11 protein-coding genes are annotated in these 18,257 nt (G+C 51.9%); 4 read left to right on the top strand and 7 right to left on the bottom strand.

The features are described from left to right. Positions 1 to 2: 2 nt before the first annotated feature. From recJ to yjgA, 3 genes are all read right to left on the bottom strand, one after another. The gene (gene recJ / locus ACTHUF_RS02840) at positions 3 to 1,703 is read right to left on the bottom strand and encodes a single-stranded-DNA-specific exonuclease RecJ (protein ID WP_315093890.1); all 1,701 of its coding nucleotides are present in this window, start codon (positions 1,701 to 1,703) and stop codon (positions 3 to 5) included. Between the two features lie 101 nt (positions 1,704 to 1,804). Further along, a complete protein-coding gene (locus ACTHUF_RS02845) occupies positions 1,805 to 2,515 on the bottom strand; it encodes a hypothetical protein (protein ID WP_315093888.1) in 711 nt (236 codons plus the stop codon). 71 nt (positions 2,516 to 2,586) lie between these two features. After that, positions 2,587 to 3,120 carry a ribosome biogenesis factor YjgA gene (gene yjgA, locus ACTHUF_RS02850; RefSeq protein WP_315093886.1) on the bottom strand — a complete coding sequence of 178 codons (534 nt, stop codon included), beginning with the start codon at positions 3,118 to 3,120 and terminating at the stop codon, positions 2,587 to 2,589. Between the two features lie 124 nt (positions 3,121 to 3,244). On the opposite strand from yjgA, the gene pmbA reads away from it, so the two are divergent. From pmbA to ACTHUF_RS02865, 3 genes are all read left to right on the top strand, one after another. Next, positions 3,245 to 4,576 carry a metalloprotease PmbA gene (gene pmbA / locus ACTHUF_RS02855; RefSeq protein WP_315093884.1) on the top strand — a complete coding sequence of 444 codons (1,332 nt, stop codon included), beginning with the start codon at positions 3,245 to 3,247 and terminating at the stop codon, positions 4,574 to 4,576. 87 nt (positions 4,577 to 4,663) lie between these two features. Continuing rightward, on the top strand, positions 4,664 to 5,833 hold the full coding sequence (locus ACTHUF_RS02860; RefSeq protein WP_440406982.1) for a glycosyltransferase: 1,170 nt from the start codon (positions 4,664 to 4,666) through the stop codon (positions 5,831 to 5,833). 154 nt (positions 5,834 to 5,987) lie between these two features. Further along, positions 5,988 to 6,497, top strand: a complete 510-nt coding sequence (locus ACTHUF_RS02865) for a cold-shock protein (protein WP_440406984.1) — start codon at positions 5,988 to 5,990, stop codon at positions 6,495 to 6,497. A gap of 93 nt (positions 6,498 to 6,590) precedes the next feature. On the opposite strand, the gene smc is transcribed toward ACTHUF_RS02865, so the two are convergent. Together smc and ACTHUF_RS02875 are read right to left on the bottom strand one after the other, a co-directional pair. Beyond that, entirely contained in the window at positions 6,591 to 10,076 is a 3,486-nt protein-coding gene (gene smc, locus ACTHUF_RS02870; protein WP_440406986.1) for a chromosome segregation protein SMC, read from the bottom strand. Positions 10,077 to 10,210: 134 nt separating this feature from the next. Then, positions 10,211 to 11,005: a thymidylate synthase gene (locus ACTHUF_RS02875; RefSeq protein WP_315093878.1), complete on the bottom strand. Its 795-nt coding sequence runs from the start codon at positions 11,003 to 11,005 to the stop codon at positions 10,211 to 10,213. A gap of 412 nt (positions 11,006 to 11,417) precedes the next feature. Here ACTHUF_RS02875 and gdhA point away from each other — a divergent pair, with 412 nt between their 5' ends. After that, entirely contained in the window at positions 11,418 to 12,752 is a 1,335-nt protein-coding gene (gdhA, locus tag ACTHUF_RS02880) for an NADP-specific glutamate dehydrogenase (protein WP_003745850.1), read from the top strand. 64 nt (positions 12,753 to 12,816) lie between these two features. On the opposite strand, the gene recG is transcribed toward gdhA, so the two are convergent. Next, positions 12,817 to 14,856 (bottom strand): ATP-dependent DNA helicase RecG, encoded by a 2,040-nt coding sequence (recG, locus tag ACTHUF_RS02885; protein ID WP_440406988.1) that lies wholly within the window; start codon positions 14,854 to 14,856, stop codon positions 12,817 to 12,819. A 249-nt stretch (positions 14,857 to 15,105) separates the two neighbouring features. Beyond that, positions 15,106 to 18,150 carry a TonB-dependent siderophore receptor gene (locus tag ACTHUF_RS02890; RefSeq protein ID WP_440407117.1) on the bottom strand — a complete coding sequence of 1,015 codons (3,045 nt, stop codon included), beginning with the start codon at positions 18,148 to 18,150 and terminating at the stop codon, positions 15,106 to 15,108. Between the last annotated feature and the right edge of the window lie 107 nt (positions 18,151 to 18,257).

Here is an 18,257-nt window from a genome sequence, read left to right on the forward strand (position 1 = left end):
ACTTACGCGGCTTCCCAGTAGTCGATATAAAGCTGTAATTCGAGATTATTCCGCCATTCGTTGGCAACGGGGCGGTACACTGTGCGGATGTATTCGGGAATGTCTTCGCTGCAACGCCAAAACATGGCTTCAAATTCGTAGCCGTCTTTTTGCAGCCAGACTTTTTTGTGTTTGCCTTCCGCGCCTAAAGGCTGCTGGCGGATAACGTGAAACTCGTCGGTAAAGCTCGGCGGCGCGAAGCCTTGTCCCCAAACGTGGCGGGCAAGGTTCTGCGCCTGTTCCAGCGTAATATCGCGGGCTGGCAGGCTGCCGTCGGTGATGAAAGTTTGCGACAAATCGTCTTCGCACACCATCTCGCGCACGGCTTCTTCAAAGGCCGTCTGAAATGCGGGAATATTGTGTTCAAGTATGCTCAAACCCGCCGCCATTGCGTGTCCGCCGAATTTCAAAATCAAATCGGGGTGGCGTTTGGACACCAAATCCAAAGCATCGCGCAGGTGCAAATTGGGAATGGAGCGTCCCGAACCGCGCACTTCGCCGTTGTCGGCAGGCGCAAACACGATGGTCGGGCGATAAAAACGGTCTTTGAGACGGCTAGCAACAATGCCGACCACGCCTTGATGGAAGTCGTCGCGATACGCCACCAAAGTCGTCTGCCCTGGAGGCAAGGTTTCAGGAAAATCATTCAGCGCGTCTTGCAGCATAGACTGCTCGATTTCGCGGCGTTCGATATTGAGATTATTTAACTGGGCCGCCAGTTCCTGCGCTTCGGCATCATCTCGCGCCAACAGACAGGCAATGCCGACCGACATATCGTCCAACCGTCCGGCGGCGTTAATGCGCGGTCCCAACGCAAAGCCCATATCAAACGGCTGCGCCTTGCGCCAATCCCGTCGCGCCACTTCAAACAAGGCACGGATGCCGGGGCGCATTTTGCCCGAACGCATCCGTTTCAAACCTTGCGACACAAGGATGCGGTTGTTGTGGTCGAGGGGGACGACGTCGGCGACGGTACCGAGTGCGACTAAATCCAAGAGGTCGCCCAGATTCGGCTCTTTCAGGCCGTCTGAAAAATAATTGCGGCGGCGCAGTTCGGCACGCAAAGCCATTAATACATAGAAAATCACGCCCACGCCCGCCAAGCTTTTGCTTTGGAAACCGCAACCTTTTTGGTTCGGATTGACGATGATGCAGTCGGGCACGGTCTCGGCAGGCAGATGGTGGTCGGTCACAATCACATCCAAACCCAATTCCTGCGCCCGCGCCACGCCTGCAATGCTGGCGATACCATTATCCACCGTTACCAATAAATCCACGCCTTGTTCTGCCGCGATTTCGGCCAGCTCGGGCGTTAAGCCGTAGCCGTGTTCAAAGCGATTGGGCACAAGAAAATCCACTTTCACCCCCATCGCCGCCAAACCGCTCATACCGACGGCACACGCCGTTGCACCGTCGGCATCGTAATCGGCGACAATCAGGATTTTTTCCTGACGCTCGACCGCATCTGCCAAACGGCCGGCGGCGGCTTCGCAGTTTGTCAGCGTTTGATACGGCAAAAGCGCAGCAAGCTTGTCGTCCAACTCAGCCGGACTTTGCACATCACGTGCAGCACACAGCCGCGCAATCAAAGGATCGGTACCGGCAGTGAGCAAGTCGTTAAAAACAGTCGGATTAATGGAACGTGTTTGGATTTTGACGGACATGGTGTGTGGGTTTAAAGAGAAAAAATTAATCTTTTTGAAGCGTTTATTTTAAGGGCCAGGCCGTCTGAAACCTGCAATCCGTTTTCAGACGGCCTTGGATATTATTTGCGTGAAGCATCGATAATTTCACTGACTACGACATAGGGGACTGCTATCACTGCGCCGACTGCGTCCAAAGCCAATGTAAATGGTGTTTGCAGGATATTCTCCGTCAACTTCTGAACGTCTGTGCTTTTTTTGGTTTCCGTATAATAAATTCTGACCGGGACAGCAGTGTCAAAACGGCGGTCTTCGGCAACATTTTTCGGCGTCGCATAATAATGACCTTCGGTAGAAATACACCGTGTGTAGACAGTTTCGTCATCGAGTTCGACCGGCTTGAACGCCAGCTGTTTCAACTTGGCAATCTCGGCAGCTTTTTGAGTATCGTAACGCAGGCAGAATTTTGAACGGAAAGTTTGCGCTTCAGGGGATTTCAATTCGACCGGCAAAGCCTCATACGCATATCTTGGGTTTTGCTGAACCATTTGAAACTGTTTGTCCAATTTAACATCCAAGACCGCCTTCAACTTGGCCGAATCTTTAGGATTAACGACAAACCAATATTTTTTGCCCATCATGACCAAGCTGCCTGTTTCCAATTGCGTATTGTCTTTGGCAACCACGCCAAATGCGTGAATCTTGTCTTTGGCAACGGTTTTTTCGGTTGTGGTTTTATGGAACGGGTTGTTCCCTCCCCAAAGAAAGGCAGTACAACCATTCAGGGTTAGTGCACTGATTAACAAAGCGGGTACAAAGCGGCAAAATTTCATGGTCATCCTCCTTCGGTATTACGATACAGGCCGTCTGAAAACTGCAATCCGTTTTCAGACGGCCTTAAGGTTTATTCCTCCCAATCCTGCCCTTCTTCTGAAGCATTGGATTGACCGGCCTCCATCACTGCTTTAATTTCTTGGAACAGCGCGCGGAAGTTTTTCGGCGGTTTGTTTTGTTCCTGCTCTTTTTTGGTGTTGCGGATTAAAGTGCGCAATTTACCGGCGTCGGCCTGCGGAAAATCGGCCATAAATTGGGTAATCGCGCCATCGTCTGCCAACAGTCGGGTACGCGCCTGCTCGACGCGTTGCAAAAAGGCATTGTGTGCCGCATTGTCACCGCGCAGTTTGGCCAAATAGGCTTCGATGGGTGCGGGGTCGGTATCGCGCATCAGGCGGCCGATAAATTGGGCTTGGCGTTTGAGCGCGCTGTTGGACGTGATTTTTTTATAGGTGGCAATGGCCTCGAACAGGTCTTCGTCCAAGCCGATTTTTTTCAACGTATCGCTGGAGAGCTTGGTCAATTCCATACCCAAAGCCTGCAAATCGTTCATCTGCTTTTTCATTTGGGTTTTGCTGACCCATTCGTCTTCTTGTTCAAACATTGTGTTTACCTGATTTTCTGAATCTGCCTATTTTATCAGTTTTCAGACGGCCTTTCCGTGCGATTTTTGCAGTGGCCGTCTGAAACGGTTAAAATGCCGCAAAACCCTGTCAGGAAACCTTTTTATGCTGTTTAACCACACACCGGACGAGCTGTTGCGCTTGTGCGGACACACGCTGGATTTGGCCAAACAATCCGGCGCTACCTCGGCCGAAGCCGATTTCAGCGAGTCGCTCGGCCAAAGCGTCAGCGTGCGCCTGGGCGAAATCGAACAAATCGAGTTCCAACAAGACAAATCTTTAGACATTACGGTCTATGTCGGTCAACGCAAAGGCCGCGCCAGCACTGCCGACTTCTCCGAACTCGCCCTGCAAGATACGGTCAAAGCCGCCATCGATATTGCGCGCTATACCGCCGAAGACGATTGCGCCGGCCTTGCCGATGCTGCCTTGATGGCAACCCATATCGGCGACCTCGACCGCTACCACGAATGGGATTTGAGTACCGAGTCCGCCATCGATTTGGCCAAGCAATGCGAACAGGCCGCGCTGTCAACGGACAAACGCATTGAAAATTCCGAAGGCGCATCGGTTCATACCGGCCATTACCAATACGTTTACGGCAACACCTACGGCTTTGCCGCACATCAGCAAAGCACGCACCACAGCATTTCTTGCAGCGTGGTCGCCAGCGACGAACACGGCATGCAACGCGACTATTGGTACGATTCTTCCTGCCGTCACGAAGACATGGACGCGCCCGAACTCATCGGTAAAACCGCAGCCGAACGGACTTTACGCCGTCTGAACAGCCGCAGCGTTCCGACCGGCAGCTATCCCGTACTGTTCGACACCACTGTCGCCGTCGGCTTAATCGGCCACCTTATCGGCGCACTCAGCGGCGGCGCGCTCTACCGCCAAAGCAGCTTCCTGATTGACAGCATCGGCAAACAGGTACTGCCCGAGTTCCTCAGCCTTCGTGAAGAACCGCATATCCTGCGCTCGTTCCGCAGCACTTATTTCGATGCCGAAGGCGTCGCCACTCAGCCGCGTTTTGTGGTGAAAAACGGCATAATCGAAGGCTATTTCCTCAGCAGTTACAGCGCGAAAAAACTCGGTATGCAGACAACGGGCAACGCCGGCGGCGCACACAATCTGTATCTGAACCACACCCATGCCACGCAGGCCGACCTGTTGAAAGAAATGGGGGCAGGTTTGCTGGTTACCGAATTGATGGGACAAGGCGTCAACACCATTACCGGCGACTACTCGCGCGGCGCGGCCGGATTTTGGGTGGAAAACGGCGTCATTGCCTATCCGGTTCAGGAAATCACCATTGCCGGACGTTTGCAGGATATGTACCGCGACATCATCGGCGTGGCAGACGACGCATTACGCCGTTCGTCCAACCAAATCGGCTCCGTCTTGGTTTCCAAAATGACGGTTGCCGGCAACTGATTGAACTAAATATACAAAAGGCCGTCTGAAAGATATCTTTTCTTTTCAGACGGCCTCGCCGTTATCTACTTCCATAAAAAACACATCATGCATATTGTCGTCATCCCCTCTTGGTACCCCTCTTCCGAAACCGACGTGGACGGAATCTTTTTCCGCCTCCAAGCCCAAGCCCTGCAACGCGAAGGCATGAAAATCGGCATGGTCGTTCCCATGTTCCGCTACTTGAGAAGCCAGCCGAAAACCATCTTCTCGCGCTTCTACGGCCTGCGCCGCCATCAGCAAGGCGGACTCAACACTTACGCCTACGACAGCATGTATTTCTTCCCGCGCTGCCCGGTTGTCGACATCGACCGTATCCGCTGGGTCAACGCAGGCATGAAAGCTTTTGAAGCCTATATCGCCGACAACGGCAAACCAGACGTAATTCACGCCCATTGCGTCAACTACGCCGCCATTTTGGCCTGCGCCATCTTCAAAAAATACGGCATTCCCTACGTCATTACCGAACACAGCAGCGCCATTTCACGCGGCCTTGTCCGCAAAAACCAATGGCCATCCATGCACGAAGCCGTGCGCCACAGCGCGGCCCGGTTCGCCGTCAGCCGTGATTTCTGCCGCATTCTCGAAAAAACCTACGCTGGTACAGACTGGCAATATCTGCCCAATATGCTGGGCGGAAATTTTGAACAGGATTTCGAGTTCCCCGAAAAAAACCATCAAGACTTCACCTTCTGCAGCGTCTCCCACCTGCGCCACCTCAAAGGCCACGACCTGCTCCTGCCTGCTTTTGCCGAAGCACTCAAAACCTATCCGCAACTCAAACTCAAAATCGGCGGCAGCGGCGCAGAAGAAGGCCGTCTAAAACAACTGGCAAGCGACTTGGGCATCAACCACGCCGTTACCTTTACCGGCGCATTGACCACCGACCAAACCCTAGACCTCATGCGCCACAGCAACGCATTCGTCCTCGCCAGCCGTACCGAAACCTTCGGCGTCGTCTATATCGAAGCACTGTCGCAAGGTTTGCCCGTTATCGCCACACGCTGCGGCGGCCCCGAATCCATCGTCACTTCCGACAACGGCCTGCTGGTGCCAATCGAAAACATACCGGAACTGACCAAAGCATTGCTCACCCTATACGAAAACCATGCACACTACGATCCCGTCCGTTTGCGCCAAGATTGCCTGCAACAATTCGGCAGCCGTGCCATTGCGCAACACCTGATCGACACCTTCCAAAAAGTGCTTAATAAATAGGCATAAACCATGCAGGCCGTCTGAAATCCTTCAGATGGCCCGCCTTCTTCCAACAAGACAAATCTAGTGTAAAATTAAGACAATAACTAAACTTTTTGATTTAGAATCAGTCCAAGGAAAAACTGTTACCTATAATAATATCCCCACATACATTATGCGCTATTACGGAACGATTACTCGCTGGAACAGCAAGCGCGGCTTCGGCGCCGCAACCATAGAAGACACAGGCCAAGAAATCTTTCTTGCCCTTGCCGCCTTCACCACCCTTACCCGCCTACCGGCCGAAGGGCAACACATCTCCTTCAACATCACAGAAGGCCGGCGCGGCCGCAAAGAAGCTGAAAACGTCTGCTTCGCCCTCGATTGCGCCGACTGCTTCGATGTCCTCGTTCCTCCCCCCGAAAAACCCCTCGCCGGCAAACAGGCCATCGTCGGCCTGATCGCCGTTATCTTCGTCTGCAGCATTTTCGCCGCCTTGTGGTATGGCCTCCACTTTTCCGACAACACACCAAAAGAACCTACCGTCAAAAAACAAGAAACCATGGTTCACGAAGTAGCCGCCAAAATCGAAGCCGAACGCAAAGCATGGCGCGATGCCGTCAACCGCAGCAACCAACGCACAAAGCAACCTCAACGCACCCAAGATGATGCGTCGAAACAATAACGCTTTATCCAATACAAAAAGGCCGTCTGAAAAAATGGGAAGATGAAATTATAGATTTCTTCCTCATTCTTTCAGACGGCCTTTATTCTTACCTCAATTCGGTTCGGCCATTTCCAACGCCTGTTTGATGTCTACGGCAACGACGCGTGATACGCCTTTTTCCTGCATGGTTACGCCGACCAGCTGCTCTGCCATTTCCATGGTCAGACGGTTGTGGGAGATGTAGAGGAACTGGGTTTGCGCCGACATTTCTTTGACCAGGTTGCAGAAACGCGAGGTGTTGGCGTCGTCCAGCGGGGCGTCGACTTCGTCCAGAAGGCAGAAAGGGGCGGGGTTAAGGCTGAACAGGGCGAACACGAGGCTCATGGCGGTGAGAGCTTTTTCGCCGCCGGAGAGGAGGTGGATGGTGCTGTTTTTCTTGCCGGGCGGGCGCGCCATGATGGACACGCCGGCGGTCAGGAGGTCGTCGCCTATCATTTTGAGGGTGGCTTCGCCGCCGCCGAACAGAGTCGGGAAGAAGGTTTGGACTTTGCCGTTGACGGCGTCGAAGGTTTCTTTGAAACGCGCTTTGGTTTTGTCGTCGATTTGGGCGATGGCTTCTTCCAAAAGGGTGATGGCGGCCTGCACGTCTTCGCTTTGGCTGCGGTAGTAGCCGTCGCGTTCGCGCGCTTCTTCGAGTTCTTGCAGGGCGGCGAGGTTGACGGCGCCGAGGGCTTCGATTTGCTGGGTGAGGCTGCCGATGCTGCTGTTCAATACTTTCGGCGATTCTTTCGCCAAGGCTTCGAGCGCGTCCAAATCAGCGGCGCGTTCGGTCAGGTTTTGATGGTAGCGTTTGGCGTTAATCAGGGCTTCCTGCTGCTGCAACAGGGCGGTTTGGGTGGCGGCCTGAAGCTGCGGTAGCTTGGTTTGCAGGGTTTGTACGCGGGCGTATTGCTCCCTGCCCTGCTCCTGAATCTGCGCGAGTTTTTCCTGCGCGGCGATGTATTCTTCGTCCAGCGTGTGCACGGCTTCGGTCAGCTCGTCGAGCTTGATGTGCTGCTCGTCGTTTTGGAACTCGGTTTCATAGGCGAGGGCAAGCTCTTGCTGGCGTTCCTGCCAGTCCAAGGTTTGCTGTTCGAGCCGGGCGATTTGCTGCTGGTAGTTTTGTTTTTGCTGGTTGAGTTTGTGGACGGCAACTTCCGCCAGCCCGTATTGGCGGTTGGCTTCCAACAGGGCAAGCTGCGCCTGTTTCAGACGGCCTTGCTGCTCTTGGCGGCTGTGCGCGGTGGTTTGCTGTTGGTGTTCGAGTTCGGCGGCAGCTTCCTGCAAAGTAGCGATGTCGTCTGAAAGCCCGTCGGACGTGTGTTGCAACACGGTCTGTTCTTCCGCCAACTGCGCCAGTTCGCGCTCGATGTGTTCGCGGCGGATTTGCCCTTGGTTGGTGCGCGCCAAGAGTTCGGCGGCGCGTTGTTGCGCCTGACTGTATTGGCGCGTGTGCTGCTGTTGCTGCTGCATCAGGTTTTTATGTTGCACTTCGGACGAGCGCACGGCGGCTTCCGTCTGTTTGAACGCGGCTTCGGCGGCGGAGAGTTCGGGGGCGAGGTTTTCCAGTTCGGAAGCGATGCCGTCAAGGCGCGCTTTTTGGGCAATCAGGCTCTCCTGCGCGGGTTTGGCATAGAGCAGGACGCTGACTTTGTCGACCTGATGGCCTTCGGGCGTGAGCCAGATTTGGTGTGCACCCAAATCGTTTTGATGCGCGAGGGCGTAGCTCAAATCGGGCGCGCACAATACGCCGTCGAGCCAGTGGTGCAATGTCGTCTGAAAAGGCGGCTGCGCTTGGATTTGGTTCAACAGTGCCTGTACGGGTAGGGATTTTTTGATGCCGCCAGAGAGGTCGTCTGAAAGCCATGCCGCCTGCCCTTGGGGCAAAGGTTCGGGCGGAATGAAGCCAGAAGGCACGGCGCGGGCGTGCAGGCGTTCGGCAAGGATGACGGACAAGGCGTGCTGCCACTCTGCGGGCGCGGTGATGTGTTGCCACAGTTGCGGCGCGGCGGCGTGGTCGGTTGCCTGCCAGAAGTCGGCGGCTTCCTGCTGTTGCGACAGGATTTGCGACAACGCCTGCTGTTGCGCCTGCAAGGTGATGTGTTGCTGCTTCAGGCTTTGGAAGCGGTTTGAGGCCATCTGAAACGCCTCGCGGGCGGCGTGTAAGGCTTCTTCCGCGGCAATGATTTGTTCTTCGTAATGCTCTTGCTGGCTTTGCAACAAGGCGGCGGCTTCCTGCGCGGCGGCGGTTTCGGCTTCGTCGGGCAGGTTCAGGGCTTGGTTTTCCTGTTTCAGACGACCTTTGCGCTCTTCGTGCTTGGCAACGGTTTGTTCGGCATGGGCAAGCTGCTGCTGCTTCAACGCCAGTTCGCGGCGGATGCGGTTTGCCTCGTCCTGCTGGGTTTGGAAGGCGGCGTTGAGCGTGGCTTGGGCTTCTTCCAATTCGGGCAGACGCTCTTCGTGTTCGGCAACCTGCATCGCCCATTCTGCCAATTCGGTTTGCTTTTCTTCGGCCTGCAACTCGTTTTCTTCAAGCTGCACGCGGATTTGCTGCTGCTCCTGATGGATGCGCTGCAACTGCGCCTGCGCCGCCTGCTTGTCGCGTTCGATGCGTTGGTGCAGGTTTTGCTGATGGCGGATTTGTTCTTCCAAACGGGCAATCTGCTCGCGCAACACGCCGCGTTTGTTGCTCAATTCATGCACTGCCTGCTGCTGCGACTGTTCGGCGGTCTGCAAGGCGTGTACTTCGTCGTTTAACACCTGAACCTGCGCGGCGGTTTCGTCCTGCTGCGCCTGCAAAGACTGATACTGCGCGGTTGCCTTGTCGGCGGCGGCAAGCGATTGCTGCCATTGGGCGTAATCGAGCAAATCCTGTTGCTGGTTCAACTGCGCGGTCAGGGATTTGTAGCGTTCGGCGGTTTCCGCCTGTTTTTCCAGCTTTTCCACCTGACGCGCCAACTCGTTCTGCAAATCGCCCAAACGCTGCAAATGCTCGCGCGTGTCTTTCAGACGGCCTTCCGTCTCCTTGCGGCGTTCCTTATATTTAGACACTCCCGCCGCTTCCTCGATATAGGCGCGCAACTCCTCCGGCCGCGCTTCGATGATGCGCGAAATCATCCCCTGCTCGATAACGGCATAACCGCGCGCGCCCACGCCCGTACCCAAAAACAAATCGGTAATGTCGCGGCGGCGTACGGTCTGATTGTTGATGAAATAAGTCGATTCGCCCTGACGCGTCAGCTGCCGCTTGATGCTCACCTCGGCATACTGCCCCCACGCGCCCTGCAAACTGTGGTCGCTGTTGTCAAACACCAGCTCCACCGAAGCCCTCGGCGCAGGACGGCGCGTTGCCGCACCGTTAAAAATCACGTCCTGCATACTCTCGCCGCGAAGCTGCTTCGCCGAAGCCTCACCCAACACCCAGCGCACCGCGTCAATCACATTCGACTTGCCGCAGCCATTCGGCCCGATAACCGCAACAAGCTGCCCCGGCACATGAATCGTGGTCGGGTCGGTAAAAGATTTGAAGCCGGAGAGTTTGATGTGGGTCAGGCGCATGGCAATGTTTCGAATCGGAAGAGAAGGCGTATTTTAACGGAAATACGCTAATCCGTTGAGAGAAAATCTGACGATTCAAATCAAATAAAAAGGCCGTCTGAACTTTCAGACGGCCTTTTGTTTTTTAGCTTGGATTACACCGACACGACGGCTTTGATGTGCGGATGCGGATCATAGCCTTCCAACTCGAAGTCTTCAAATTTGAAGGCAAACAAGTCTTTGACTTCAGGGTTGATTTTCATGGTCGGCAGGCTTCGGAAATCGCGGCTTAATTGCAGCTGGGCCTGCTCGATATGGTTGCTGTATAAATGGGCATCGCCAAACGTATGGATAAACTCACCGGCTTCCAGTCCGCACACTTGCGCCATCATCATGGTCAACAATGCGTAGCTGGCGATGTTGAACGGTACGCCAAGGAAGATATCGGCGCTGCGTTGGTAAAGCTGGCAGGACAGTTTGCCGTTGGCAACGTAAAATTGAAACAGCGCGTGGCAAGGCGGTAAGGCCATTTCGTCAACCAAAGCAGGATTCCATGCGGACACAATCAGGCGGCGCGAGTCGGGATTTTTCTTGATTTGTTCCACCACATTGGCAATTTGGTCGATATGGCGGCCGTCGGGTGCGGGCCAGCTGCGCCATTGGTAGCCGTAAACCGGGCCCAAATCGCCGTTTTCGTCCGCCCATTCGTCCCAAATGGAAACGTTGTTGTCTTTCAGGTATTTGATGTTGGTATCGCCTTTGAGAAACCACAGCAGCTCATGAATAATCGAGCGAAGATGCAATTTTTTGGTGGTCAACAGCGGAAAGCCTTCACTCAAATCAAAACGCATTTGATAACCGAACACGGAACGCGTGCCGGTACCGGTACGGTCGGATTTGTCGATACCATTGTCGAGGACATGGCGCATAAGGTCGTGATAGGCTTTCATGGGTTTCCTTAATGTATGTGCTGTGGGAATTTGATGCGTATTGTACCGAATTTTCAGACGGCCTGCCTCTCTGTCTGCAATGGGCCAACCCTTCCTCTAGGCTTAGCGTATATCCGTTAATAATGTTGACAATTTAGCATTTATTTACACGAAAATTTGAGCCAAATGAAATTTTACAAAAAAATTTTGAAATTTTCTAGTTTAATTACTTAGAACTTTATGTCTTATTATTTTTAATATATGAAATATAATCCATAATTTTCAATAAGAATAAAAATATAATTCTAATTTTACAAATTGGTAAAAAAATAATGTCAACAATCTGGTTAAAATTTTTCTTGGCAAGTAAATTTTTTACAGTTATATTTCAAAACATAAATATTGAAACATCTCACTCGATAGGAGTTGAAAAATGACTGACCTGAACACCCTGTTTACCAATCTTAAACAACGCAACCCCAACCAAGAACCCTTCCACCAAGCCGTTGAAGAAGTATTCATGAGTTTGGATCCGTTTTTGGCGAAAAACCCGAAATATACCCAACAAAGCCTGCTTGAGCGTATTGTTGAACCGGAACGCGTGATTATGTTCCGCGTCACTTGGATGGACGACAAAGGCCAAGTTCAAGTCAACCGCGGCTACCGTATTCAAATGAGCTCTGCCATCGGCCCTTACAAAGGCGGTTTGCGTTTCCACCCGACCGTCGATTTGGGCGTGTTGAAATTCCTCGCCTTTGAACAAGTCTTCAAAAACGCGCTGACCACCCTGCCTATGGGCGGCGGCAAAGGCGGTTCCGACTTCGACCCTAAAGGCAAATCCGATGCCGAAGTAATGCGCTTCTGCCAAGCCTTTATGACTGAACTCTACCGCCACATCGGTGCCGATACTGACGTTCCTGCCGGCGACATCGGCGTAGGCGGCCGCGAAATCGGCTATCTGTTCGGACAATACAAAAAAATCCGCAACGAATTTGCTTCCGTCCTGACCGGCAAAGGCCTCGAATGGGGCGGCAGCCTGATTCGCCCTGAAGCCACCGGCTACGGCTGCGTGTATTTTGCCCAAGCCATGCTGGAAACCCGCAACGACAGTATTGAAGGCAAACGCGTGTTGATTTCCGGCTCCGGCAACGTGGCGCAATACGCTGCCGAAAAAGCCATCCAACTGGGTGCAAAAGTATTGACCGTTTCCGACTCCAACGGCTTTGTCCTCTTCCCTGACAGCGGTATGACCGAAGCGCAACTGGCCGCTTTGATCGAGCTGAAAGAAGTACGCCGCGAACGCGTGGCCACTTACGCCAAAGAACAAGGCCTGCAATACTTTGAAAACCAAAAACCGTGGAACATCGCGGCCGAAGTCGCCCTGCCTTGCGCCACCCAAAACGAATTGGACGCAGACGCTGCCAAAATCCTGCTGGCAAACGGTTGCTATGTGGTTGCCGAAGGTGCGAACATGCCGTCAACTTTAGGCGCGGTCGAACAATTTATCAAAGCCGGCATCCTCTACGCTCCAGGCAAAGCCTCCAACGCCGGCGGCGTGGCAACTTCAGGTTTAGAAATGAGCCAAAACGCCATCCGCCTGTCTTGGACCCGTGAAGAAGTCGACCAACGCCTGTTCGACATCATGCACAACATCCACGAATCCTGCCTGAAATACGGCAAAGTCGGCGACAAAGTAAACTACGTCAATGGTGCGAACATTGCCGGTTTCGTCAAAGTAGCCGATGCCATGTTGGCGCAAGGTTTCTAAACCTCTATCCAGCCAAACCAAAGGCCGTCTGTTTTCAGACGGCCTTTTTCTTTTCATGCAAATTTTATACGCCCAAATAACCTTCCCTGCTGGAAAGCCACCTTGCCAGATGCGCTTCGACGATTTCAGGGTTTTGTTCGATTAACATGGGCGCAATTTCGAGCGCTTGTTCCAAGAGGTGCAGGTCTTCTTCGAGGTTGGCGAAGCGCAGCATGGGGACGCCGCTTTGGCGCGCGCCGAGAAATTCGCCGGGGCCGCGGATGTTGAGGTCTTGGCGGGCGATTTCGAAGCTGTCGGTGTGTTCGTAGATGACTTTCAGCCGCGCTTTGGCGAGTTCGCTCAAGGGTTCGGCAAACAGGAGGACGCACACGCTTTCTGCCGCGCCGCGCCCTACCCGTCCGCGTAATTGGTGCAGCTGCGCCAAGCCCATGCGCTCAGCGTGTTCGATTACCATCAGGGCGGCGTTGGGCACATCTACGCCGACTTCGATGACGGTGGTGGCGACCAATACGTTCAGACGGCCTGCAGCAAATTCCGCCATGACTTCGGCTTTTTCGGCGGCCTTCATGCGCCCGTGTACCAAGCCGATATTGAGTTCGGGCAAGGCCGCCTGAAGCTGGGCTAGGGTTTCGGTGGCGGTTTGCAGTTGCAGGGTTTCGCTTTCTTCAATCAGCGGGCAGACCCAGTATGCCTGCTGCCCTTTGCGGCAGATGTTGAGGACGAAGCCTTCGACTTCGGCGCGGCGGACGTTGTTGACGAGGCGGGTTTTAATCGGGGTGCGCCCGGGCGGCAATTCGTCGATGACGGACACGTCCAAGTCGGCGAAAAAACTCATGGCGAGCGTGCGCGGGATGGGCGTGGCGGACATCATCAGTTGGTGGACGTCTCGTCCTTTGTTTTTGAGGGCGAGGCGTTGGGCGACACCGAAACGGTGTTGTTCGTCCACAATCACCAAGCCGAGATTTTGGAACTCGACGTCGTCTGAAAACAGAGCGTGTGTACCGACGGCAATTTTGACGGTGCCGTCGGCGAGTTTGGCTTTGGCTTCGTCTTTGGCTTTCTTACGCTGGCTGCCGGAAAGCCAGACGACTTCAAGGCCCAACGGCTCAAGCCATTGTTTGAACTTGATGAAATGCTGTTCAGCAAGGATTTCGGTCGGTGCCATTACAGCTACCTGCGCACCGGATTCAATGGCGGTCAACGCGGACAAGGCAGCCACAATGGTTTTGCCGCTGCCGACATCGCCTTGCAGCAGGCGGTGCATAGGATGGGTTTGCGCCATGTCGCGGCGGATTTCGGACACGACCCTTTCTTGCGCATCAGTCAGGGCAAACGGCAAGGCGTGGCGCAGGGCTTGGGTCAGCGTGCTGTCGCCACCCAATGCCGCCGCCGTACCGCTGACACGCTTCTGCCGCGCCAAGCGCATGGAAAGCTGTTGCGCCAAAAGTTCGTCAAATTTGAGCCGCTGCCATGCAGGCAGCGTGCCGTCTGAAAGTTGATGAATGGTGAAGCTCGGCGGCGGAGAGTGCAAAAGGCGCAGGCTTTCAGCGAGGTGCGGCAGTTTCAGACGGCCTAATAAAGCATCAGGCAAGGTATCGTGCAGCGGCGTAACGTCCAAGGCCGTCTGAATAATACGGCGCAAAGTGGGTTGATTTAAACCGTTTACGGTCGGATAAATCGGCGTGAGGCTTTCCGCCAAACCGCTGCTCTCGGCATCGCGGATTTTGGGATGAATCATCTCGTCGCCGTGAAACCCGTGTTTGATTTCGCCCACGGCTCGGATGCGTTTGCCGACCGCCATCTGTTTCTGGTTACTGGCGTAAAAGTGGATGAAACGCAAAAAAAGGACGCTTCCGGAACCGTCGGCAATTTGAACGATCAGCTGCTTGCGCGGTTTGAACGTTACTTCCTGATGGATGACCTCACCCTCAACCTGACACGGCACGCCGATCGGCGCGTCCTTAATCGGCATGATGTGCGTCTCGTCCTCATAACGCAACGGCAGGTGCAATACCAAATCCCATGCGGTATGGAGGTTGAGTTTTTCGAGTTTCTTGGCGGAAACATCGGTGATTTTGAGCTGTTTTTGGGTTTCGGGCGTCATCTTAAAAGGCAGCTGATTGAAAGTTTGCTGTATTTTATCCGAAAACAAAAAGGCCGTCTGAACGCAATGTTTCAGACGGCCTTCAAAGCTGAATACTTGAAACAAATTAATATTTGAAAATACGCCAGCTATCGAATTAACTTCAGCCATTGTTAGTAAACAGCTTTCAAAAAAGAAGGATGTTCAATCCATACCTTTATCAGGAATTTGGCCAATAATGTTCACATACCAAATAATGATCCATTCACTCTAGAAATGCCAATCCAATTTCAGTTTGACTGTCCGCGGTTCGCCATAGAAATTGTTTTGACCTCGCGTACGGTTATAGTTGTTTTCAAAATACGTCCTGTCAGCCAGGTTAGTTCCTATCAGGCTGATTCTGCCGTGTTTGTAAAAGTCATATTGAACAAAGCCATCTATAAGTCCGTAGCCTCCTTGGCGAATATTGTAAAGGCTACTTGTGCGACTTTGCGCGGATATTCCGCCACCCAAGGTCAACTTAGTTTGAGGCAAGCGGTAGCTTGTACCGAGGCGGAACATATGTACCGGCGTGAAGTTACTGAAGTTATACGGGTCGGCAGTCGTGTTTTTCTCCAACCGCTCCGCATTGACTTCTGCAGCATTTTTATATTTGCTTTTGTTATATGTGTAGCCAACAAAAATACGCCAGTTTTCCGACAATTCGCCAGCCAATTCAAGTTCTGCGCCGCTACTCTTAACCTTACCCACAGGTTTAGCGATGGTTTGGAATGAACCTCCGTTACGACTAGTATCAGGAACAAATCCAAAATCGACAACGGTACGGTTTTTCTGCTGTAAAACAAACAAGGCAAGCGAAGCATTCAGACGGCCTTGCAGGAACGACCCTTTCCAACCTATTTCATAGTTAGTCCCGATGAGTGGTGGAAGAACGGATTTGCTGGTTACATCAACGTTATCCTGTTGTTTAAAAATCTTAGTATAGCTGGCATACAAGCTTTGTTGCGGTGTCAGGTCGTAGGTAATGCCTGCATATGGCGTGAACCGATGACTTTGCATTTTTGAGGTGTAGTGTTCTTTGTCGATTTTGTTACTACTCTCAGTTTGAAATGCCGTAGCAGGCTGGCCGTAGCGTACAGGCATTTCTTTGGTTTGTGTGGTTTCATAGCGCGTATAGTGCATACCGCCCAAGAGATGCAGACGGTTGGTTGCATTAAAGCGGGTGCTGACAGTCAAAGAATGTGTTTTATTCGTGTTAAGGTATTTCGAATAATTGTATAACGCCGGAACATGATCATCTGCAACCTGAACAGTTTTCCACAGCGGTATTTTCAGATATTGGTTTGCCCATTTCAAATTTCCCTCTTCATCCCGCTCCTGTATTTTGTTTCCATTTGCATCCAATTCGTAAACAGGATCTTGCACCATTACGCGCTCACCATTGTCGTTGACTGTCCAGACAGGCTTGCCTTCCGCATCCAAACGGGGAGTATATTTGGTAATATGCGCGCCACTGCATTCCGGCACATAGATTTTGTTATTACCTTTTTCGTTATAAATATGCCAATCTGGCTCGACAATACCTTTTTCTAAAGGATTACGCTCCGGACCATCGGGATGAATGCCGCAACTGCCTGCACCTGCATAACCTTGAGGACGGACAAAATAACGGTTTTGATAGATTTCCGTATAAGCAGAACGGATTTTTTCATTGTTATACGCATAGCCGACAAAGAAATCATGTTCACGTCCAAGCAGGCGGTAGTTACCTGTCAGATCCAGCTTAAAGCCCCATTGCACATCGTGTTTGGTATAGTGCAACGGCATGAAATTGTAACGGCGGTTGAATGTGCGGCGAAGATTGTATGCTGAGTCGTATAGACGGTTGGGAAACAGGCCTTCTGCATTGTTAACAATGCCTTGCTTTGCAAGCTCCTTATCAATAAACTCTTTTTTATCTACTTCTACACCCGGATCCTGCCAGTCGTTGCACAGGAAATCCAAACCAATGTCCTGCATACATTGATCAAAACCTGCCCGACGTGCTGCCGCCCTTTGGGAGCGATATTGTTCAAAAGCAGATGCATCGAAACGATGGGCAATGTAATCTGCTTTTTTCTCTTCATATGTTTTAGTGACACCATCACGATATTCTTTTAATTTTGCCAACGCCTTGTCTTTAGGCTCAAAAGGAATAACCTCCCCCTTCTCGGTTAAGAAACCCGTTGCCTCAGATGCTGAAATACCTGCCGCGTGTTCGTTTTTCAGAAAAAATTGTCCGACTTTGGCATCTGAATCATTATGCGTATAAGAAATTTCTGCATTGAGTTGCCATCCATTGTCAAAGACATGTTTGAAACCGGAAAAAATATTGTATTTATCAGCATTCAGGCGTGACCATGAGGTTTCACCCAAATAAGTTTTACGTGGCAATTTCAAAGGATTGTTACAGGCAGGACTGGAGCTGAAGGCCGCAGTTTTTTGATCCTCACAAGGTAAAATCACGCCGGCAAAATCGGGAATGTCTTTATTTTTCTGATAAGTGCCGCCCAATGTCAACATACTGTTATCACTCAAATCCGTATCGATCACGCCATAAACCATGTCTTTCTTGTTCCATACACCCTCTTTAAAAGAACGGTGGTCCTCATGAACACCAACCAGCCTACCGCGTACCGTATGTTCATTATTCAAGCTTCCAGATACATCCAAAGCCAAACGCTTGCTGCCCCTATGGTCAGTACTGATTTCACCGGTATGCTTAAACAAAGCTGTTGGCCGCTTACGGATTAAATTAATGGTTCCACCCGGTTCGGAATTGGATTGAGTAAGACCGGTTGCACCTCTGACAACCTCAATGTGATCATAAACAGCAAGGTCTGTGCTCGGTGAAACATCGATTTTTGCCGTATAGCCCGAACGTCCAGACACATTCGTGGTAATACCGTCTTCACCAATCTGATCAACATAGAAACCACGAGACAAAAAACGAGTTTGTAGGCCCGAATCGCGAACCACGTTGATTCCCGTAGTGTTTTTCATTGCCTCTTCTAAAGAATATATTGCTTTATCATCTAGCTGCCGACGCGTCATTACGCTCACCGACTGCGGCGTATCCTTGCCTGAAATACGCAAGCCAGTCGCTGTTGCCATCGTTCCAATTGTATAAGACTGACTGCGCTCGGTATTCCTTTGTGCCTGCCGTTTGCCACTGACCTTGACCGTATCCATATCTACATGTTCCACTTCTTGATGTCCCGTATCTGCAAAAACAGTTTGGCAAGGCAGCACTAATAACAAACAAATTGTTTTCATTTGAAAATCAGGTTTCACAACTATTTCCTTAATTAATATAATCTACTTATCTGCTAGATAAAAATTACAATTTATTGATTTTAAATGGTATATAACCTATAAAATTT

It is taken from the genome of Neisseria sp. P0024.S006 (genome assembly GCF_051956595.1).
Taxonomy (GTDB): Bacteria; Pseudomonadota; Gammaproteobacteria; order Burkholderiales; family Neisseriaceae; genus Neisseria.